General features: G+C 59.0%; 16 protein-coding genes. 12 read left to right on the top strand and 4 right to left on the bottom strand.

The window, feature by feature from the left end:
• Window positions 1-26: 26 nt before the first annotated feature.
• Window positions 27-1,433: an aldehyde dehydrogenase family protein gene (locus IZV00_RS16840; RefSeq protein ID WP_196226779.1), complete on the bottom strand. Its 1,407-nt coding sequence runs from the start codon at window positions 1,431-1,433 to the stop codon at window positions 27-29.
• Between the two features lie 106 nt (window positions 1,434-1,539).
• Between IZV00_RS16840 and IZV00_RS16835 the strand changes: the two genes are divergently transcribed.
• From IZV00_RS16835 to IZV00_RS16825, 3 genes are all read left to right on the top strand, one after another.
• On the top strand, window positions 1,540-2,634 hold the full coding sequence (locus IZV00_RS16835; RefSeq protein WP_196226778.1) for an AraC family transcriptional regulator: 1,095 nt from the start codon (window positions 1,540-1,542) through the stop codon (window positions 2,632-2,634).
• 119 nt (window positions 2,635-2,753) lie between these two features.
• Window positions 2,754-4,064 (top strand): NAD(P)/FAD-dependent oxidoreductase, encoded by a 1,311-nt coding sequence (locus IZV00_RS16830; protein ID WP_230463393.1) that lies wholly within the window; start codon window positions 2,754-2,756, stop codon window positions 4,062-4,064.
• Between the two features lie 24 nt (window positions 4,065-4,088).
• The gene (locus tag IZV00_RS16825; protein WP_196226777.1) at window positions 4,089-4,445 is read left to right on the top strand and encodes a cupin domain-containing protein; all 357 of its coding nucleotides are present in this window, start codon (window positions 4,089-4,091) and stop codon (window positions 4,443-4,445) included.
• A 42-nt stretch (window positions 4,446-4,487) separates the two neighbouring features.
• Here IZV00_RS16825 and IZV00_RS16820 read toward each other — a convergent pair whose 3' ends face one another.
• The gene (locus tag IZV00_RS16820; RefSeq protein ID WP_196226776.1) at window positions 4,488-5,366 is read right to left on the bottom strand and encodes a helix-turn-helix domain-containing protein; all 879 of its coding nucleotides are present in this window, start codon (window positions 5,364-5,366) and stop codon (window positions 4,488-4,490) included.
• Between the two features lie 109 nt (window positions 5,367-5,475).
• Here IZV00_RS16820 and pobA point away from each other — a divergent pair, with 109 nt between their 5' ends.
• Window positions 5,476-6,645, top strand: coding sequence for a 4-hydroxybenzoate 3-monooxygenase (gene pobA, locus IZV00_RS16815; RefSeq protein WP_196226775.1), 1,170 nt, complete (start codon window positions 5,476-5,478; stop codon window positions 6,643-6,645).
• Window positions 6,646-6,681: 36 nt separating this feature from the next.
• Here the strand turns inward: pobA and IZV00_RS16810 are convergent, their stop codons facing one another.
• Complete coding sequence (locus IZV00_RS16810; protein ID WP_196226774.1) at window positions 6,682-7,917, bottom strand: NADH:flavin oxidoreductase; 1,236 nt, start codon at window positions 7,915-7,917, stop codon at window positions 6,682-6,684.
• On the opposite strand from IZV00_RS16810, the gene IZV00_RS16805 reads away from it, so the two are divergent.
• The 8 genes from IZV00_RS16805 (at window position 7,859) to IZV00_RS16770 (ending at window position 18,547) form a co-directional block, all read left to right on the top strand.
• Complete coding sequence (locus IZV00_RS16805; RefSeq protein ID WP_230463392.1) at window positions 7,859-8,989, top strand: oxidoreductase; 1,131 nt, start codon at window positions 7,859-7,861, stop codon at window positions 8,987-8,989. The two genes, IZV00_RS16810 and IZV00_RS16805, sit on opposite strands and share 59 nt — an antisense overlap.
• A gap of 87 nt (window positions 8,990-9,076) precedes the next feature.
• Window positions 9,077-9,805, top strand: coding sequence for a TetR/AcrR family transcriptional regulator (locus IZV00_RS16800; RefSeq protein ID WP_230463391.1), 729 nt, complete (start codon window positions 9,077-9,079; stop codon window positions 9,803-9,805).
• A gap of 546 nt (window positions 9,806-10,351) precedes the next feature.
• Window positions 10,352-11,146 carry a phytanoyl-CoA dioxygenase family protein gene (locus tag IZV00_RS16795; RefSeq protein ID WP_196226773.1) on the top strand — a complete coding sequence of 265 codons (795 nt, stop codon included), beginning with the start codon at window positions 10,352-10,354 and terminating at the stop codon, window positions 11,144-11,146.
• A gap of 349 nt (window positions 11,147-11,495) precedes the next feature.
• Window positions 11,496-14,021 (top strand): TonB-dependent receptor, encoded by a 2,526-nt coding sequence (locus IZV00_RS16790; RefSeq protein WP_196226772.1) that lies wholly within the window; start codon window positions 11,496-11,498, stop codon window positions 14,019-14,021.
• Between the two features lie 169 nt (window positions 14,022-14,190).
• A complete protein-coding gene (locus IZV00_RS16785; RefSeq protein WP_196226771.1) occupies window positions 14,191-15,063 on the top strand; it encodes an NAD(P)H-binding protein in 873 nt (290 codons plus the stop codon).
• A gap of 48 nt (window positions 15,064-15,111) precedes the next feature.
• Entirely contained in the window at window positions 15,112-16,038 is a 927-nt protein-coding gene (locus IZV00_RS16780) for a phytanoyl-CoA dioxygenase family protein (protein WP_196226770.1), read from the top strand.
• Between the two features lie 185 nt (window positions 16,039-16,223).
• Window positions 16,224-17,153 carry a phytanoyl-CoA dioxygenase family protein gene (locus IZV00_RS16775; RefSeq protein ID WP_196226769.1) on the top strand — a complete coding sequence of 310 codons (930 nt, stop codon included), beginning with the start codon at window positions 16,224-16,226 and terminating at the stop codon, window positions 17,151-17,153.
• An 89-nt stretch (window positions 17,154-17,242) separates the two neighbouring features.
• On the top strand, window positions 17,243-18,547 hold the full coding sequence (locus IZV00_RS16770) for an NtaA/DmoA family FMN-dependent monooxygenase (RefSeq protein ID WP_196224549.1): 1,305 nt from the start codon (window positions 17,243-17,245) through the stop codon (window positions 18,545-18,547).
• A 109-nt stretch (window positions 18,548-18,656) separates the two neighbouring features.
• Here IZV00_RS16770 and IZV00_RS16765 read toward each other — a convergent pair whose 3' ends face one another.
• Window positions 18,657-19,499, bottom strand: coding sequence for an SDR family NAD(P)-dependent oxidoreductase (locus IZV00_RS16765; protein ID WP_196226768.1), 843 nt, complete (start codon window positions 19,497-19,499; stop codon window positions 18,657-18,659).
• Between the last annotated feature and the right edge of the window lie 67 nt (window positions 19,500-19,566).

The following is a 19,566-nucleotide window of genomic DNA, read 5'->3' as shown; positions in this document are numbered from 1 at the left end:
GCAAACTCCGGGATGAAAGGGCCGCTTCAGTCATGCAGCACCTGAAAGGACAGAAATTCACTCAGGCCATGTGGCCCGAACTCGACGCCGAAGCCCGACGCCTTGACCCCGCCAAAGGGGGTGTCGGGACGGATCGCGCCATGTTTGTTGACCCAGGCGGTGCCGCATTCCAGTTGCAGCGCGAGGTCGCGGGCGCGATCGATGTCAGACGACCAGATCGACCCGCCCAGGCCGACCTCCGCCGCATTGGCGGCGGCGATCGCTTCGCCGACATCGGAATAGCGGATGATCGGCAGCGCAGGGCCGAACTGTTCCTCGTCCACCAGCGCCATGCCGGGCTTTGCATCGGCGACCAGAGTGACGGGATAGAAAAGGCCTGCGCCCGCCATCGGGCTGCCGCCGGTCAACACCCGAGCGCCGTCCGCGCGCGCTTCATCGACCAGTCGGGCGACCTTGCGGAACTGCATGTCATTTTGCAGCGGGCCGAGCAGGCTGTCTTCCTCCGTGCCGGGGCCGGTCTTGACCGACGCGGCATAGGCGACCAGCGCATCGCACACGGCATCATAGATGCTGTCATGGACGAACAAGCGCTTCAACGCGGCACAGGTCTGTCCATTGTTGATGAACGCGCCCCAGAACAGCCCTTCGGCAATGGCGTGCGGATCGGCGTCGGGCAGGACGATGCCCGCATCATTGCCGCCCAGCTCCAGCGTCAGGCGCTTCAGCGTCGGCGCGGCGCTCGCCATCACCTTGCGCCCCGTCGCTGTGGACCCTGTGAAGCAGACCTTGGCGATGTCGGGATGGCTGGTCAGCAGGCCGCCAAGCGCATCGGGTCCAGCAACGGCGTTAAGGACGCCGGGCGGCAGCGCCGCCTGGAACAATTCGACCAGCTTCAAGGTGGTCAGCGGGGTGAAGGGCGACGGCTTGATCACCACCGTGTTCCCGGCGCGGATCGCGGGCATGATCTGCCAGATGGCGATCATCAGCGGCCAGTTCCACGGCGTAATTGCCGCGACCACGCCCAGCGGACGGCGATGGATTGCGATGTGCGCGGCTTCATCGTCCTGCACATATTCGACCGGCAGCACGAGACCTGCCGTATGCCGCGTCCACGCTGCCGCGCCGCCCACTTCGAAACGCGAGCCCATGCCATTCATCGGCTTGCCCTGTTCGGCGGTCAGCAGCCGGGCAAGGTCTTCGGCATGCTCTTCGATGATGTCGGCGCAGCGGGCAACAGCGGCCTGCCGATCCGCATCGGGCGTCGCAGCCCATCCGGCGAAGGCGGCACGCGCCGCCGCGATTGCGCGTTCGCATGCCGCAGCATCGACCGTGGCAACCGCCCCCGCCGCATCCCCGGTCGCGGGATTCGCTATAGTGGACAGCGTTTCGCCATATTCAGGCGACCCAGCTATGATAGCGCCAGCATATGTCATTCGCGGCCATCCTTCTGCTTAGATGTTGGCCGCAATAACTTATCATGATAAATTATTCAAGGGATGGATCTCTATCTGGTTTTCTGTTTCCGCGATTGGCATTTTCATGATGGACAGACGCGAACCGCGTCGCGAAAATAAAGGCGAGGGCACGACATTGCCGCAGCGAAAATCATCAGGCGCGCCGCAGGTTCCGACCATCAGGGCGGTGAGCGTTCAACGCCTGCTTGAGCGGATCGACAAGGATGATGAAAAGGTCGCCGCACTGCTGGCCCGGCACGAGGTTGCCCTTGCCGGATTGCTCGATCCTTACGCGATCATGCCACTCGCCCATTATGTCGCGCTGTTGGAGGACGCCGCCGACCTGCTCGACGCGCCGCATTTGGGCGCGGAGATGGGCAGCTGTTTCCGGCCCGCCGACATTGGCCCTACCGGATTGCTCTTTTCCCTGTCGGGCACGCTTGGCGATGCCTTCGCGCGCATGGGCCGCTACCTGCCCGCCTTTCAGACATCGACGTCCTCCGGTCTTCTGAACGCGGGCGAGCATATGTTGTGGGCGTACCGGATCCACGACCCGCGGATATGGCCCCGGCGGCAGGACGCGGAATATGCGGTGATGGCGACTTGCGAGCTGATCCGCAGCTGCCTGACAACCCCATGGTGGCCGATCGAGGTGCATTTCGAACATGCCGCGCCAGCGGACCCCGGGCCGTTGCGCCGATTGTTCCGTGCGCCAATATTGTTCGATCAGCCTACGAACGGATTGCTGCTGGCGAAGCAGGATGTCGAACGGATCAACCGTGTGGAGGATCGTGACCTGTTGCACGTGCTGGAACGGCACGTCACCGAACTGCTCCAGGTCCATCTGGCGGAGGATAGCTATGCCGGACGCGTTGAGTGGCTGATCGCCATGTATCTCGACAAGCGCCCGATCACGCTGGAGGGGATCGCAGCCGCGCTGGGTCTTCCCGCTCGTAGCCTGCAACGCCGTCTGGCGGAGGAGGGAACTTCGCTACGTCAGTTGCTGCGCGATCACCGCACGCGGCTGGCAGATGCGCGGCTGGGCGACGAAGGACGGGGGAATGTAGCGGGGCTGGCGCAGGCGCTCGGCTATTCGGAGCGGTCGGTATTGTCTCGTGCCTATCGGAACTGGACCGGGCGCTCCCTGGTGCGGGGACGGAAGGTGGTGCGCGGGGGATAAAACTCGCCCCGTCCGTTACACAGCCGTTGGCGCATTTTGCCATTTCCTTGTCGCGACCTGCCATATCGGTGCGATCATTTCCGGGCCAGATTTTCTCCTGAACTTTGGGGAGAGGGTCGATGGAAGAGGTGATGCGGCGGCTGGACGCCCTCAATTATTACACGGCCACGAAAAAATATGACGTTCAATATCCCCGCCTGACGCAGGACATCGACGCCGACATCGTCGTGATCGGCGGTGGCTTTTCAGGCATCAACACCGCGCTTGAACTTGCCGAGAAAGGCTTCACCAACAGCGTCGTCCTGGAAGCGCGCCATCTGGGTTATGGCGGCACGGGCCGTAATGGCGGGCAAGTGATGGCGGGCATCGGTCACGACATCAACAAGGTCGCACGGCATGTCGGCAAGGAAGGGCTGGAGACGCTGTTCGACATTGCCAGCCTGGGCGCGGGCATTCTGCGCGGGCGGGCGGAAAAATATGGCATCGATGCCGCCGTCCAGCGCGGTTACGCCTATCTCGCCTACAATGATCGCCAACTCAAAACGCTGCGCGGTTGGGTCGATGAATTTCGTGCCGCCAGCCCCGGCGAGGATATAGAATTGCTGGTGGGCAAGGACGTCCAGAAGGTGATCGGATCGGACCTGTTCGCTGGCGCTATCAAGCATATGGGCGGTGGCCATGTCCATCCGCTGAACCTGTTGCTTGGCGAAGCCATGGCTCTAGTGGGTCATGGCGCGCGGATATTCGAAAACAGCCCGGTTATCAGCGTCGAATATGGCGACCGCATCACCGTCCGCACCAATGCAGGCAGCGTCCGGGCGTCCAAGCTGCTCTGGGCCTGCGACAGTTTCCTGGCCGGTCTGGAACCGGAAATATACGGGAAGACGATCAACACCTATGCTTATCAGATCGCGACCGAGCCGCTGCCGGATGAACTGATCCAGCGTATCAGTCCGATCCGGGGCGCCTATAGCGACATCAGGCCGGTGATCGACTATTATCGCGTCACCGCTGACAACCGTCTGCTTTATGGATCGGCCACACAGATGGTCGAATATTTTCCGTCCGACATCGCCGCCTGGACACGGCCGTTGATGCTCAAAACTTTCCCTTATCTTAAGGATGTGAAGATTGAGTATGCCTGGGGCGGGCCGATGGCGTGCAGCGCCAATCTGTTTCCCCAGATCGGGACCTTGTCCGGCCGCCCGAACGCTTTCTTTGTTCAGGGATATTCGGGCTTTGGCGTCACGCCGTCGCATATCGTCTGCAAGGTGCTGGCAGAGGGCATGAGCGAAGGATCGGCCCGCTACGACCTGATGAGTTCAATCCCGCATATGCGTGTGCTGGGCAAGGATTCGCTGCGCCGGGGCATGTTGTCGGGCGCCAAGACCTGGCATCAAATTTCGGGTTTTTTCAATGGCCGCCGCTGATCAGCGGGGCGTAGGAGGGTAATCATGTTCGCCATACATCAGAATGTTGTTCCAGACCTTGATAGCTGGGGTACTGTTGCCGACCTGGGTTCCGAAATAGTCGAGGGCGAGGGATTGTGCTTTGGCAAGATGGTCCATGGATCGCCTGACATGCCGCTATCATGCGGATATTTCGCGACGGTCAAAGGCAAGTTCCGCATGACTTATCCTTTTTCGGAACATGCCATCGTGGTCGAAGGCAGCGTTACGCTGACAGACGAGGGCACGGGTAAAGCCACGACCTATGGTCCCGGAGATGGATGGTTCGTCGAACGCGGCACGTCGGTCCTGTGGGAAATCCACAGCGATCGTTTTACCAAAAATTATGTCGCGATAGCCTGAATTGAAGGGAGTCATATCGGGGGCGGGGTGAGAGGTTCGCCCCTATCCGCCGCTGACACTCTGCCCCCGGGCGGCGCGCCAGTCGCGGGGTGAGCGGCCGGTGTGGCGGGCGAAGAAGCGGGAGAAGTAGGCAGGGTCGTCAAACCCCGTGGCATAGCCGACCTCCGCGACCGACAGGTTGGAATAGAGGAGCAGGCGGCGGGCTTCGAGCAGGGCGCGCTCGTCGAGCATGGCGGCAGGGGAGAGCCCTGCGACGCGGGCGCAGGCTTGGCGGAGCGCGGTTTCGCTGACGCCCAGCGCGCGGGCGTGGGCAGCGACAGGCTCCCGATTGCGGAAACGCTGCTCGATCCGATCGCGCAGGCGGGCGACGAGACGGGCCTGGCGGCCGCCGCTGCTGGCGCTGGCGTCGGACAGGGCGGCGTGGCGCAACGCCTGGACCATGAGCCAGAGGAGGAGCGCTTCGACCGCCGCGCGTTGCCCCGGGCCGGACCATGCAAGCTCGCGGGCGAGTGCGCCGATGCGGGTTTCCACTTCGGCGGCACTGGGCATGGCGATGGCGCGGGGCGCGCGGAAGAGCGGTTGAAGGTCGGCGTCACGTTCCAGCAGGTGGCGCAGATAGCTGTCCGCGATGGTCGTCACCCACCCGCGCGAGTCGCGGTGCCAGGAAAAGCCGTGGATGATCCCGGTCGGCACCAGCAGCAGGCAGGGCGCTTCGAATGTGACGCTTTCCCCATCCGCCCGCATCGATCCGCCGCCTTCGGCGATGAGGATGATATGGTTGAGATCGCGGTGGAGATGCGGCTGGATCGTCCACTCGCTGGGGCGGGAGCGGTCGTCCAGGCTTTCGACATGGACAAAGCCCTCCGCAACGCTGCGCTGAGGCTCTCCATAGAGATAGAAGCTGTGGACGGGATTGGCCATGGTTCGCCATCGAAAGCTGCTGGATTGTCCAACTTATAGGTCAGTTCCCCCCTGTCCGGCAAGGCGTGCCCCGCGCATCATGCACGCCGTCAGATGCGGGAGAGCTTTCATGAAGACACAGGTCGCCATCATAGGCGCGGGGCCTGCCGGGCTGTTGCTCGGCCATTTGCTTCGGGCGGAGGGGCTGGAGGTCATCGTGGTGGAGCGAGCCTCACCCAGCTATGTTCTGGGGCGCATCCGCGCAGGCGTGCTGGAGCGGACCACGACGGATTTGATGGACCGGCTGGGCCTTGGCGAGCGGATGCATCGTGAAGGGTTGCCCCATGACGGCTTTCACCTGGCCAGCGGCGAGCGGTCTATCCGCATCGATATCGCGGGCCTGACCGGACGGCAGGTCATGGTATATGGCCAGACGGAAATTACCCGCGACCTGATGGAGGCGGCGACGGCGCGCGGTCTGGAGATCATCTATGAAGCGGCCGACGTGGCATTGCATGACGTTGACAGCGACGCGCCGTACCTGACCTATCGCAAGGATGGCCGTCAGGAGCGGATAGATGCGGAATTTATTTGCGGGTGCGACGGCTTTCACGGCCCTTCGCGGCGAGCCATTCCGGCTGGCGTAGCGACCGCCTATGAGAAGCTATATCCGTTCGGTTGGCTCGGCATCCTGGCGGACGTGCCACCATGCGATGACGAACTGATCTATGCCAATCATGAGCGCGGCTTTGCGCTGGCGTCCATGCGGTCGGGGACGCGCAGCCGCTATTATATTCAGGTGCCGTTGGATGAACGGATCGAGGATTGGCCGGACGATCGGCTGTGGGATGAGCTGGCGGTGCGGTTGGGGCCTGAAGCGGGTGCGCGGATGGTGCGTGGGCCAGCATTGGAGAAGTCGATCGCGCCGCTGCGATCCTTCATATTCGAGCCGATGCAATATGGGCGGCTGATGCTGGCGGGGGACAGTGCGCATATCGTGCCGCCGACGGGAGCGAAGGGGCTGAACCTCGCGGCGTCGGACATATTCTACCTTTCGGCGGCCTTGACTGGATGGTTCCGGCGGGGGGACGGGGACGCGGTAGCGCGCTATTCCCAGCAGGCTCTGGCTCGAGTCTGGAAAGCGGAACGATTTTCCTGGCAGCTGACGCGGCTGATGCACCGCTTTCCGGAAATGGATGCGTTCGACCGGCGAATGCAGGTTGCCGAGCTGGACTATATTGCCTCTTCCAGGGCGGCGCAGGCGGCTATCGCGGAAAATTATGTGGGCTTGCCGCTCTGAAAAGGACTTAGAACATCCGTGATGGTCGGCTAACCGTCAGCATGCCGCTACCTCTGCCGCAGGCACGCGGTTCCATTCTGGTGGAAGGACATTATTGCTGAGTGCGCAGTGGGTGCCCGATGGTGTGTACATCAAGGCCACGCATCGGTTACAGGAGTCACAGGCGCTGTGGTGCGAATGATCTTCGCGGAAGCGGTTGACGATAGCGGGATCATGAACCAGCGCCCGAGCCATCACGACGGCGTCAAAGCCTTCATCAAGTACCTGTTGCGCGTTATTCATTGACAACACGCCGCCCACATAGCCGAGGCCGCAGCCAACAGCGGCGCGTACGCGTCGTGCCGCCTCCAGAAAGTAAAGCTCCGAGAAACGGATATTTTTCGGCGTCATCGCTTTGAGCGCCATCATTTGCAACCGGTATGCCAAGCCGGATTCCAGCTTTGACATGTCGTCCAGGGGCAAGGAGCTGTTGAAGATCGCCCACGGCGATTCGATGTTCCGGCCCCCCGATAGTATCAGCATGTCCGCGCCAGCTTTTTCGAGTACCCGTGCCGTCACGATTGCATCATCGACGGTAGCGCCCTTCTTAACCCCATCATAGAGGTTGATCTTGGCCAGTACAGCCAGGTCGCCCCCGACCGCGTCCTTCACGGCGGACAGTATTTCGGCCGGAAAACGCGCTCGCTTTTCAGCGGAGCCGCCATAGTCATCGGTGCGCTTGTTCGACAACGGCGAAATGAACTGGTTAAGCAGATAGCCGTGTCCCATGTGCAGCTCGACCGCGTCGAAGCCCCCTTCCCGCGCGAGGAGTGCGGCGGATACAAACTCCTGGCGCACCTGCGCCATGTCTGCCGGGGTCATTGCACGCTGGAACCAGCGCCCTATCATAATCCCCATCTGGTCAATTCCACCGCTTGCCGACATGGCGCGTGAGGTGGACAGTTGGCGATGGTTAACGAAGCTGCCCGCATGCGTGATCTGCGCCGAAACCTTCCCGCCTTCCGCATGAACGGCGTCGGCGATGGCCGCGTAATGAGGCAGCGACGCCCGCGACATGACGCCTTGGCCTTCAAACGTACGACCGTCCGGAGATACCGCCACATAGGCCAGAGTTGTCATGCCAGTCCCACCCGCGGCGATACGGCGATGAAACTCAAGTAGCGAGCGGGTCGGGCTCGATTGATAGGTCATCATTTCATTCGCACCCGACCTGATGAACCGGTTTGGCACGTTGATGGGGCCGAGGGTGAAGGGGGCGAAAGCATTAGTCATACGCGCGTTGTACTTCTCAATGCGCGTAATCGCCATAGGTTGTTTCTCTTATTCCCATTTCAGCCACCGTTACTGTAACGGACAGTCGGTTTATGACAGCGCTTCGGCGCGAGGGGCATGGGAGCAGATCGTGGGCGGATGGACAGAAGAGCTTATTCCCGACTTATCGGGAAAGCTGATCCTGATCACGGGTGGTGCGAGCGGGATTGGCTTCGAGGCGGCCCGAGGACTGGCCGCAAAAGGGGCCAGGGTAATCGTGGCGGATCGAAACGAAGAGGCAGGTAGCGCCGCCGTTGCCAAGATCAACGCGTCCTGCTCCCCCTCGGCGGCTGAATTCAGGCGGGTTGATCTCAGCTCTCTGGCGATGGTTCGAGACTTTGCAGCCGATCTGATCTCGGAAGGGAATCCTATCGACGTCCTTGTGAATAATGCGGGCATTCAGCCGATCAGTGAGCGTCGGACCTCCCAGGACGGTTTCGAACTGACCTTCGCCATCGGACATCTGGCTCACTTCACCCTGACATCCTTGTTGTTGCCGTCGCTTGAAAAGGCTCCAGCAGCACGGGTGGTCACCGTCTCCAGCCTCGTCCATGGCATGGGCTGGTTCGATTGGAACGACCTGCAAATGGAACAGGGCTATCGTTCGGATCGCGCATATAATCAGACGAAATTAGCCAACCTGCTCTTCGCGCGCGAACTCCAGCGCAGGCTTGATGAGGCGGGCAGCAACATCAGGAGCATTGCTGTCCACCCGGGCGTTGCGCGCACCTCCATCGGTGCAAGTCGCAAACAACTCGGCAATTTCCGGTTGGGAGACCATGTGGTCAGCGCGACCCTGTCGATTGTGCTGCCCTTCTTCGGCCAGCACGCTTCGGCGGGCGCCCTCCCGACACTATATGCAGCAGCCGCACCGGAAGCAGAAGGCGGGGGCTTCTATGGACCGGCTGGTTTCGGTGAGATGAAAGGCCCACCAGCACCGGCCAAGGTTAAGCCTTCCGGTCAAGACATGGATGCCGCCAGGAGGCTATGGGATATGACGGAGGAAATGACCGGCCATTCCACGCGGGTTTAACGCTTGTGCCGACGAGGTTTTTCCCTTGTATACTGAACATCTTGTCAAGGCCTTGATCGGTCGCACTGGCGCGGACTAGGAAAGGCCATGGACGAAATCAAAGAAAATGACCTTTCGATGGACCTCGGCATCGTGCGTCCGGGCAAATCTTCGCGCGGTTCGAAGACCGTCGACAAAATCCTCCGCGCCGCAGTTCACGTCTTGATCGAAGAGGGGTCTTCGGCCTTCACATTGAAGCGGATCGCCGAAGAGTGCAATTTGCAGATCGGCAATGTTACTCGCCATTTTCCTCGTAAGGAAATGCTTGTTCAACTGCTTCTTCACGAAATTCTGGACACGGGCGAAGAGCTTCTGAAATTCCGTGTCTATGAATCACATATGCCAGCCGAAGAAGCCCTTGCTCTTGTCATTACCGGTACAATGGAAGGCGCGAAAGCTAAAGGCACTACGCATATCCTGACAGAGCTTTGGGCCATGAGCAATCACAATGAATTTGTGGCCGACCGGATGGAGGTTCTGTATGACTATGTCCATAAACTGATTGGATCGTTCGTAAAGCAGCTCAATCCTTCCCTGAAAGAGGATGAAGTCGAAGCTTTATCACTCTTCATCAATGCGGCCATGGAGGGGAGTACGGTGCTTGCCGGATATGGCAAACCATGGAGAGCGAAATTGCCCCTTATGAAAGCGATCGCGGCCCATTCGCTTATCAACATGGTGAAAACGATCACTTCCGAAGACATGCAGCGGTTTAAAGCTTGTGCCGACGCAGTGAATGGAGATGAGCGACCACCGGTCGTTCGAAAAGGTCGATAGTCTTACTTGGGCATCGCCCTAATCACGATAAACTATGCGCTGGTAGAGGCGCGCAACGTCAAAGCTATGCGCGCCTTATAGACCTTTAATCGTGGCGATACCTGCTTAGCTTCTTCGCGCGTCTGGCTGGCAACGGCAGTCGAGGCATGCCGTTTCTATTATCGGAACATATACTTCCTTGCGCTCGCCGTATCGCGGGGTGAGCGAGCGACGTTAGCGCGCCTGCGAAAAACCCAGGCCGGAAATGGCGCCTTCCTCTCCCCAAAAGCACCTTGACATAAAGTTGAAAAGATTCAACATGCACCAATGTTGAGAAATATCAACATTGGTGCATGTGAGGGTGAGTCTCGCCTGCTGCGGCGCGGAAGAGGGGAAGGCGGCGGAATATCTGATGCTGAGCAGTTTCGCTCTTTTGGCCCCCACGCGGTGACTGGCGCAGAAGATTCATGCGGTTCCACTGCCCACTTAGGTGGTCTGGGCAACGGAACTAGCAACTGAGGGCGCCCCTGCTGGGCAGCCCAATGACTTTGATTTTAGGAGTGTCGGATGAAGATTCAACATTTGCCCAATATCGCGACCGTCGAGGAAGCGACGAAGGTGATCCGGGAACATGGCCATGTCATTATAGACGAACTGGTGCCCGGTGCCGTTATTGACCAAATTCTGGCCGACATGCAGCCCTATATCGACGAGACCCCGTTCAGCGAGAATGAATGGTTCGGCAATGGATCCCAACGTGTCGGGAATCTGATCGCCCGGTCACCGGCTGGGCGAGGCCTCGTCATGAATCCCTTGGTTCTCGGGACGGTCAGAAACATCCTGAGTCATGCTTCGGTTGTCCAACTCGGCGCAACGGAAATGATCTCATTGAGGCCGGGCTGTCCAGCGCAATATATACATCAGGATGAACTGACCTTTGACAGCTTTCCGTTCCCTGACGATTATCTCGTTTCGTGCAATACATTATGGGCACTGACCGATTTTACCGAAGAAAATGGAGCGACGCGCGTTGTCCCCGGCAGCCATGCTCGCCCTCGGGCCGAGTATCAGATGGAAGACACATTACCGGCAGAGATGCGCCGTGGTTCAGTGATGATCTTCACAAGCAAATTATGGCATGCGGGCGGGAGTAATCAATCGACAGAGGTTCGTCGTGCCCAGTCTATCAACTATTGCGTGGGCTGGGTCCGGCAGGAAGAGAATCAATTCCTCGCCTGCTCTCAGGATATTGCACGGACACTGCCGGATGATCTTCTGAAGCTGATGGGATATCAGATCGGATTTGGATATGGGCATGCTGGGGCACAGAAAGATCCGCTGGAGGCATTAAAGCAGGTGTAGCGTCATCCGGGCGGCGACTGTGTTGACATCGTAAGCTCGCCGCTCCTGATTGCCCATCTCGCGAAAGCCTACATCGCTTTTGCCAAGCCTCTTGCCCGCTCGGTCATTCGAAAGTCATGAGCGCGTATCACTGAGAATTGTGTTTAAGTTCAGCTTTATAGGCCAAAAACGACGGTCGATAAGGCGTGGTTCTGGCCCTCTGGATGCGCTGCCAGATCATCTGGAAAAGCGCTTGACAGAAGGTTGAAACAGATCAACATTGCCACATGTTGAAGAAAATCAACAATAGAAAATTAGGGGTGCCGTTGATGCGTGCGTCTTCGAGCAAGCCGTTTGAGAGGGGGAAGATATGAGCCGGAAGATGAAGAACTCCACACGTTCGAAGTTGGTCTGCGCAACTGCTATCCTGGTTCCTGTGTGGAGCGGCGCGGCCCTGGGTCAGGTCGATGCGTCAGAGGCCGCAGCTGCGCGTCCCTATGCCGAACCGGGCCATGAAATTGTCGTTACCGCGCAGCGCCGTGAGGAGCGGGCGCAGGATGTCCCCATCTCCCTTGCCGTCTTCTCACCGCAGCGTTTGCAGCAGCAGAATATTACCCAGGCTCAAGACCTTCAGGCGTCGGTTCCTTCCCTCGTAGTCGGCAACAATGGCGCGTCCAATCGCGAGGCGCAGGTCTTTACGATCCGCGGTCAAGGCTCGACGTTCCAGGCGTCGCCCGGCGTCGTCGTATACCTCAATGAAGTCCCGCTCCCGGCAGCCATTTCAGCCAATCAGCAGGGCGGCGCGGGCAACTTCGTCGATCTTGAAAATTTGCAGGTGCTCAATGGTCCGCAGGGCACCCTGTTTGGCCGGAACACCACTGGCGGCGCTGTGCTTCTTGTTCCCCACAAGCCGACAAATGAATTTGAAGGCTATGTGGATGCTCGCATCGGCAATTATGACAATCGCCAATTTGAAGGCGCGGTTAATGTTCCGATCGTTGATGATAAAGTCTTGCTGCGTGTTGCGGGCGCCTATCAGGACCGGGATGGATATACCCGCGATGTTGTCTGGAACAAGGACCGGGACAATTTGCATTGGTATTCGGGCCGCATAGGGCTGACACTTCGTCCGAGCGAGCGGTTCGAAAATTATACCATGTTGTATGGCTCGAACTCGAAAAATAACGGGACGGGGCTCATTCACCGTGGTTTCAACATCGAAGGGCTGACGGCTTACGGCCTTTGCTATGAAGGGCCGACGGTGCCGGGTGTGATTGCGTCATGCGACGTATACCGCGCCGCGACGGCCAATGCGGACGCGTTAGGTCCCCGCCGGACGGCATTCAGCAACGATGCCTTCTCTCGTACCAGAACATGGGGTGCCACTAACACGACGACTTTCGACGTCAGTGACGAGCTCACGCTGCGTAACATTGCCAGCTATCAACGGTATCGTACCATCTATGGCTCTGACCCGGATGCTACCGTGCTTCAGGCTGAAGATGACAACACGGCCCGGCTTCCCGCACCTGGCCAGGTTACACTGCCTGGCGACGGAACGCCGCTGGTTTATGCAAATACCGCCGATGTCCGGCCGCTCGACGATTTCCGGCAGATTACTGAAGAAATTCAGCTTCAAGGCAGTTTTCTCGACAAGAAGCTGGAAGTCACCGTCGGCGCATTCTTGTTTGACCAGCGACCCATAAATCCGCAGGAAGTCAGTTACATCGGCTTCTGTCCGGCTGCCTTCACTGGCTTTTGCCCGCCCAGCGTTCAGGGCTATTCAGTGAAGAACAATTCCAAGGCCATTTATGCGCAGGCTACCTTGGATTTGGGTCTGCTGACACCGGCGCTGGACCGTCTGAGACTGACTGGGGGCATCCGTAACACTTGGGATAAGGTTGCTGGTGCTGCCTATGCCTATGGCCCAAGTTCCAACCCCGCAGATCTGCCTGGTACTATTCGATGCACCCTTAATCCAGCGATCGACGTGACCAGTCCGGCTCAAGACTGCGCGTTCGGCGCTACGCTCAAGACCAGCAGGCCGACATGGACAATCGGCGCCGACTATCGCGTCTCGCCCGAACTCCTGCTGTACGCAAAAGTCAGTCGCGGCTACAAGGCAGGCGGCTTTAACAGCAATGCGGTTTTCGCGAATTCGGCGACCTTCCCGCCTGAAACCGTCACTTCTTACGAAGGTGGGTTCAAGTCCGATGTTAAGGTTGCCGGCATGCCTACCCGACTTAACGCAGCCTATTATTATCTGAACTATTCCAACATTCAGCGCGCGGGCGGTGATTTCAATCCAGCCACCAATGGCGTCGGAGCCAGGGTTTTTGGGGCGACCGCCCGGATACAGGGCGTGGAAGTGGATGCATCGATCCGGCCGATCCGAGGCGTCGAAATCGGGGGCACGTTCAGCTATACCGACGCCAAGTACAAGCAGTATGAATTCACGGCAAATGTCGCGACGGCGGATTGCAGCGGGGGCGTAATCCAGCCTGGCGCAACCGCTAACCTGAAATGCCAGCCATTCCAGTTCGTGGCACCTTATATCTATAGTTTCCATGTCTCAGCCGAGCAGTCACTCGGCGATAATCTGGGAATGCTGGCGTTCTTCCTGAACTATTCGCACACTTCGGCACAGGATACATCGACGGCTTTGGTTTTGCCGGGCCAACCTGATTCAGTGCTGGAGCCCTATGGCATATTGAACTTGTCGATGGACTGGCGAAAGGTCGCGGGCAGCGGCCTCGATCTGGGTCTCTATGCCACAAATCTTACAAACAAACTCTACCGCGTGGGGAACAGCAATCTCCATGAGACACTGCTTTTCTCCAACTCTTTGTACGGGGAACCAAGAATGTACGGTGTGCGTGCGCGGTACGCATTCTGACGGTTTGGAGTGAATGCATGGCCCGTCCCCGGCCGATCTGGATAGTAGAACCAGGCAGCTCGGTACGGACTATTAGATGTTTCGGGTGGTGAAATGGACAGCGCCAAGACGTGGGAGAGAAGGCCGCCAGCAATAATGCACGCGTCGGATTTGGATTTAGGTGTTTAGGATGAAGATCGGGGTTAGCGGTGCCAGCGGGCATCTTGGCAAAATTGTCTTGAGGCGGCTGATAGAGTTATCGGGCGATCATGAGGTGGTCGGGATATCTCGCTCTCCGGAAAGCATTGAAATTGGAGGTGAGGCGCGGTTTGGGGACTATGATGTTCCGGATCGATTGGGAGAAGCCTATGCCGGTCTCGATCGCTTGCTCCTCATCCCGACACTCGATGTCTCATACGGTGCTCGAACCCGACATTTGCGCCAGGCGATCGACGCGGCATGCGCGGCTGAAGTCGGACACATCGTCCTCATCTCCGATGTCGGAACGCGCAAGGAAGCCGAACCCCATTTTGGGGCCGCCAGCTGGGCGGGGGAGCAGCATCTTATGAAGCGTGCGACGTCCTGGACGATCCTTCGCGCAGGCTATTTCATGGAATCCTTTGCTCAGGAGGTACTGAAGTGGCAGACCATCGGGCGGTTGGCAGAGCTAAGTGAAAATCGGGTCGGGTTTGTCAGTCGCGACGACGTCGCGGCAGCGGCGGCCGCGATCCTGGTTGGCGAGGGGCATGCAGGAGCCATTTACAACGCTACCGGGCCAGAGGCGCTTTCGGTGGCCGACCGAGCTGCCCTTGTCTCGAAGATAACGGGCAAGAGGGTCGAAATAGTCGAAACCTCTCTCGAACAAATCAAGCATGAACTTGAGGCGGCGGGATACCCATCTGAATATATTGGACTTGTTCTGGATATCAAAAGCAAGACTTCGGAAGCTGGATACGACATTGTCACGGGCGATGTAGAGAAATTATCGGGCCGGCCTCCGGTTTCGCTCAGAGACGTGTTGGCAAGCTATATCGATGCCGGCGTTTGCGACAATGTTGCGTGACACAGCCATTCGGGTTGCGGGTGTCCTAAATCCCGTTGGAGACGATATATGAGCATGAGCATCACATCCAATTCTCATCCCGTTATAGAGGAATCACGCGCAGGACTGACGACGCTGTCGGCCGATGCAACCGCAGATGACATCATGGCTGTAACAGATCGCGACGGCGCGGTCATTGTTCAGCAGGTTCTCTCTCCAGACTTGCTGGCGCGGATCATTGCCGATCTTGAACCGCATCTGGCCGGGATCAATCCCAAGACCGATTATGACGGTGACGCTTACGGTGCATTCCTGCCCAATACCAAGAGGTTGGAAGGTCTTGTGCAGAAGAGCGACGCCGTCGTCGAAGCCATTCTGGACGCGCGTTATCTCGCATGGGCTGAAAAGAGCCTGCCATGGTGCGGCGAAATTCAGTTGAACGCCGCGCAACTGATCGAGATCGGGCCGGGTGAAGATGCGCAGGTGCTTCATCGGGATGAGGGCACATGGCCTGAACTCGCGGGCGGGGATCAGCAGTTGGTTGTCAATTGCCTGTTGGCGCTATCCGATTTCACTGAAGAAGCGGGTGCGACAAGAGTAGTCGTTGGAAGCCATAAGGACATGACAATCGATCCTTATGCACTGGATGCTGCAAGGGCGCCGGTCCTCGCGATCATGAAAGCTGGTGATGCTTTATATTTCACCGGCAAGACGATCCATGGCGGTGGCCCGAACCAAACGACCGATTTCTATCGGCGGGCCATGGCCATATCATTCACGCTGGGATGGTTGAAGCCGGAAGAGGCGCACACATTGTCGGTTACAGCTGAGCGCCTGCGTGAACTGCCACGGCGCATCCGGGAGCTGTGCAGCTTCGCGGGCTACCACATGTATGGCGTGGAGATGCCGATGTTCAGTCACCGGCTGCAAATGCGCGACCCATATACAGTGCTCTTCGGAGAACAGCGGTTCGAATATCAAAAACAGCACCGCTGAATTCCCGACACGAGGCGAGAACGCAAAGAGACAAACGGCGCGGGGAAGATCCAGTACCGGGACTGGGCCGTTTCTCTCCTGCCCAATCAAAACTGACAGAGGCGGTCCTGGCCGTCCCTGTCCCTTCCCGCGCGTAGCCTGGCAACGGCGGCGGGATGACATGATGAATTTTGGAGGAATGGAACATGGCTGTTGGAAACACATTGTCGATAGACGACTATCAGATCGCCAAAAGGGATGCCGCAATTGTGGTTCCACTGGATTTCAAGGAGCCTCTTCCGCAGCCTACTCCTGATCTGGAAACGGCAAAGGCCGATCTGGCACGCGCAGGCTATGCAATCCTGACGGGCGCGGTTCTGCCGGAGAAGGTCGGTCTTGCGCGCGAGGTTTTGGCGTCCGAAATCGCAAAAGAGGAAGCGGCGGACATCAACCGGGTCAGTCAATTCTTTGTCGATCCGGATGCCAAGAACCGGCGCCTTGATCGTCTGCCTGACCGCCATCCGGTGTTTCTGGAGCTACTGGAGCAGCCCGTTCTGTTGGCCCTGGTCAAGCACATCCTCGGACCTACGCCACTTAATGAAAGTTACCTCGTCCAAAGTCTCGACGCGAATGTTACGCGTCCGGGTAGTGGAGCGCAGTTTATCCACCTCGACACGGCGCGGGACACGGGGCAGCAAAAGGTTCCATATCATGCACGCTTCATCTGGTGCCTCGACCCGTTCGATGAGGAAAATGGCGCAACCCGCGTAGTTCCGGGCAGCCACCTATGGAATGATCGGGTCGATATGTCCGGCAACACATTCTACGAATCCGTGCCCGCGATTGCACCTGCTGGATCGTTGCTGATCTATACTGATATGCTGCTTCACGGCACTGGCGCGAATGTTTCGAAGGATCGGCAGCGGGCGTCAATCAACTTCGGTTACTGCCCTCCCTGGCATCGCCCCTTGATCAACTTTCCGCTGGTCCTCGATCCAAATAGGATGGAAGGAACCTCTCGCACGCTTCGCCAACTTTTGGGATATAGTTCCGTGGTAGATGGGTTCGACACGCCATGGAACTCGGCCTCGGAACAGCTTCGTTCCCTGACCGTGCCGGCTACCATCGAATATTGATCAGCTAGCCGGGTGACGATGTTGCCGGGGGCGCATCTGGCCACCGATTGAAAAGCTAATGAGATAAACCTTAGAGAGAGTATCAGGCTATGGCCCACACGAAGTTCCACCTTGGCTATTTCACGAAGTTCGGCGCGACTTCCTGGCCGGGGGATGGCAAGGAGTTTGGCTCGCAGTGGGCGGACGGTTCCTATCATAAGGAATTGGCCAAGATGCTGGAGGCGGCGAAGTTCGACTTCGTCTTCTTCGAAGACACGACGATCGTGGGTGACCGCTATGCCGGTTCCATGGAGCTTGACCTCAAAAATGCGACCTTGGCGCCCAAGCTCGATCCCCTGCCGCTGTTGCCCGTGATGGCGCAGGACACGTCGCATATCGGCCTGATCGCAACGGCTTCGACGACCTTCTACCCGCCTTATCTGCTCGCCCGGCTGCTTTCGACGATCGACTCCCTGACCAAGGGCCGCGCGGGCTGGAACATGGTGACATCGAGCGAGAAGAACGCGGCGCTGAACTTCGGCATGGAAAAGCTGCTGCCGCCGAACGAACGCTACGACATTGCCGATGAGTTCGTCGAGCTGTGCAAGAAGCTGTGGGATAGCTGGGAAGAGGGCGCGCTGGTCGCGAACCCCGAAACCGGCGTCTATGTCGATCACACCAAGGTTCACACCATCAATTTCGAGGGCAAGCATTTCCGGTCGCGCGGGCCGTTGAACACGCTGCGATCGCCGCAGGGCTATCCGGTTCTGGCGCAAGCGGGCGCGTCCGAGCGTGGCCGCCAGTTTTCGTCCAAGAATGCCGAAGTCGTGCTGGGCATGATGACCGGCGGCGTTCCGGGGATGAAAGCCTATCGCCAGGATATTCGGGACCGCGCCGAAGCGCAGGGCCGCAATCCCGACGACATCAAGGTCTTCTTCCTCACCCCGGTCAACATCTATCCGGAAGGCGAGGGACCGCATGAAATGACCGAAGCGGAAAAGCAGGCCGCGTTCGAGCATAATATCGTGATGGCGTCGTCGTCGCTGGATGTCGACTTCTCGCAATATGACCTCGACGTACCCGTGCCGCAGGACATTGTGGCAGGCGGCCACACCAGCGCGCTGGAACATATGAAGAAGGCTGGACGGGAAGAAGGAAAATCGATCCGCGACCTGTTCTCCATGGGCCAGGGCGCGAGCGGCATGGACTTCAGCGGCACGCCCGAGCAGGTTGCCGAAAAGATGATGGCTGTCATGGACGAAGTGGGCGGCGACGGGTTCCTGATCGAAGGGTCGGGTTACAATCGCCAGCTTCCCGAACTGGTCAACGGCGTCATCCCTGCCCTTCAGAAGGCGGGCGCGGTGCGCACCGAATATGAAGGCACGACGCTGCGCGAAATCCTGCGTGAGTTCTAAGCGTATCTCGAGAACATCAATTGACCGCAGCCAGTCCGCAAGGTCCGTCGTGAGCTGATGAAATGGAACCGCCTTCCGGGTCTGATATGATTGGCAAGGAAGCACGGGATCATCCCGACGGCGTAATTCCTCGTTCGGTAAAGAAGTCCGGCGCGTTGATCATTTCTGGTCCGGCAAGGGCCGGGGCGTCTGCATGACTCGCCAACCACACAACGGTCTGTGCCGTTTCCTCCGGATCGCGGGCTGCTTCTCCCTGTCCGATCATTTCAGCCTGATCGCCCATGGCCGCGCGTAGCGTGTCCGTCATGGTAAAGCGCGGTTCGATCAGGAAGGCGCTGATCCCGTCCTTGCCATGCTCCTGGTTGATATGGTCCGGGATACGATTGAACGCTGCCTTGGGCGCCAGATAGAAGAGGCCTACCCCCGGAGAGCGGGCGGCAGGTTCGATGGAGGACAAGGTCGTCATGAAGATCATTCGTCCTGAACCCTGTGCCACCATCGTTTTCAGCACGATCTGGCTCAGGTGAAATTGGTTCAGGAAATTGCCGGTGATCGCTCTTTCCGCGTCTTCCAGCGCGACGTCCATGATCGGTTGGAGGATAACCGGCCCCTGGTAGATGCCATTGTTCACCAGCACGTCTATCCGCCCCCAGCGGTCGAGTACCGCCGCGACCCCTGCATCGATGGATGCGCGATCGAGCAGGTCGATCCGCGCGCCCATTGCCTGACCGCCAGCCGCCCTTATCGCTTCCACCGTCGATGCCACGCTGCCCGGCACAGGCGTGCCCCCCATGCTCTCCATTCGGCCAGCGCCTTCAGTCATGGTGCGCCCGGTCACTGCGACGGCGAAGCCCGCGCGGCCAAGGGCGATCGCTATTGCACGGCCGATGCCCCGCGTCGCCCCGGTGACGAGCGCCACCCGTGGCTGAATTTCTTCACTTCGTTTCATCATTGGGCCATACCCTCTCCAGCTGTCCCGGCCTTTGCCGACGATCGCCTGTGAACATCATAGCCGAGCG

The organism is Sphingobium sp. Cam5-1, assembly GCF_015693305.1.
Classification (GTDB): domain Bacteria; phylum Pseudomonadota; class Alphaproteobacteria; order Sphingomonadales; family Sphingomonadaceae; genus Sphingobium.
Note: the sequence above shows the minus strand (reverse complement) of the source record. Positions and strands in the feature narration are given on the sequence as shown.

Coding starts and splice junctions, on each gene's coding strand:
- IZV00_RS16840 (WP_196226779.1), bottom strand. CDS start 1,433: ATGACATATGCTGGCGCTATCATAGCTGGGTCGCCTGAATATGGCGAA.
- IZV00_RS16835 (WP_196226778.1), top strand. CDS start 1,540: ATGATGGACAGACGCGAACCGCGTCGCGAAAATAAAGGCGAGGGCACG.
- IZV00_RS16830 (WP_230463393.1), top strand. CDS start 2,754: ATGGAAGAGGTGATGCGGCGGCTGGACGCCCTCAATTATTACACGGCC.
- IZV00_RS16825 (WP_196226777.1), top strand. CDS start 4,089: ATGTTCGCCATACATCAGAATGTTGTTCCAGACCTTGATAGCTGGGGT.
- IZV00_RS16820 (WP_196226776.1), bottom strand. CDS start 5,366: ATGGCCAATCCCGTCCACAGCTTCTATCTCTATGGAGAGCCTCAGCGC.
- pobA (WP_196226775.1), top strand. CDS start 5,476: ATGAAGACACAGGTCGCCATCATAGGCGCGGGGCCTGCCGGGCTGTTG.
- IZV00_RS16805 (WP_230463392.1), top strand. CDS start 7,859: ATGAACCGGTTTGGCACGTTGATGGGGCCGAGGGTGAAGGGGGCGAAA.
- IZV00_RS16810 (WP_196226774.1), bottom strand. CDS start 7,917: ATGACTAATGCTTTCGCCCCCTTCACCCTCGGCCCCATCAACGTGCCA.
- IZV00_RS16800 (WP_230463391.1), top strand. CDS start 9,077: ATGGACGAAATCAAAGAAAATGACCTTTCGATGGACCTCGGCATCGTG.
- IZV00_RS16795 (WP_196226773.1), top strand. CDS start 10,352: ATGAAGATTCAACATTTGCCCAATATCGCGACCGTCGAGGAAGCGACG.
- IZV00_RS16790 (WP_196226772.1), top strand. CDS start 11,496: ATGAGCCGGAAGATGAAGAACTCCACACGTTCGAAGTTGGTCTGCGCA.
- IZV00_RS16785 (WP_196226771.1), top strand. CDS start 14,191: ATGAAGATCGGGGTTAGCGGTGCCAGCGGGCATCTTGGCAAAATTGTC.
- IZV00_RS16780 (WP_196226770.1), top strand. CDS start 15,112: ATGAGCATGAGCATCACATCCAATTCTCATCCCGTTATAGAGGAATCA.
- IZV00_RS16775 (WP_196226769.1), top strand. CDS start 16,224: ATGGCTGTTGGAAACACATTGTCGATAGACGACTATCAGATCGCCAAA.
- IZV00_RS16770 (WP_196224549.1), top strand. CDS start 17,243: ATGGCCCACACGAAGTTCCACCTTGGCTATTTCACGAAGTTCGGCGCG.
- IZV00_RS16765 (WP_196226768.1), bottom strand. CDS start 19,499: ATGATGAAACGAAGTGAAGAAATTCAGCCACGGGTGGCGCTCGTCACC.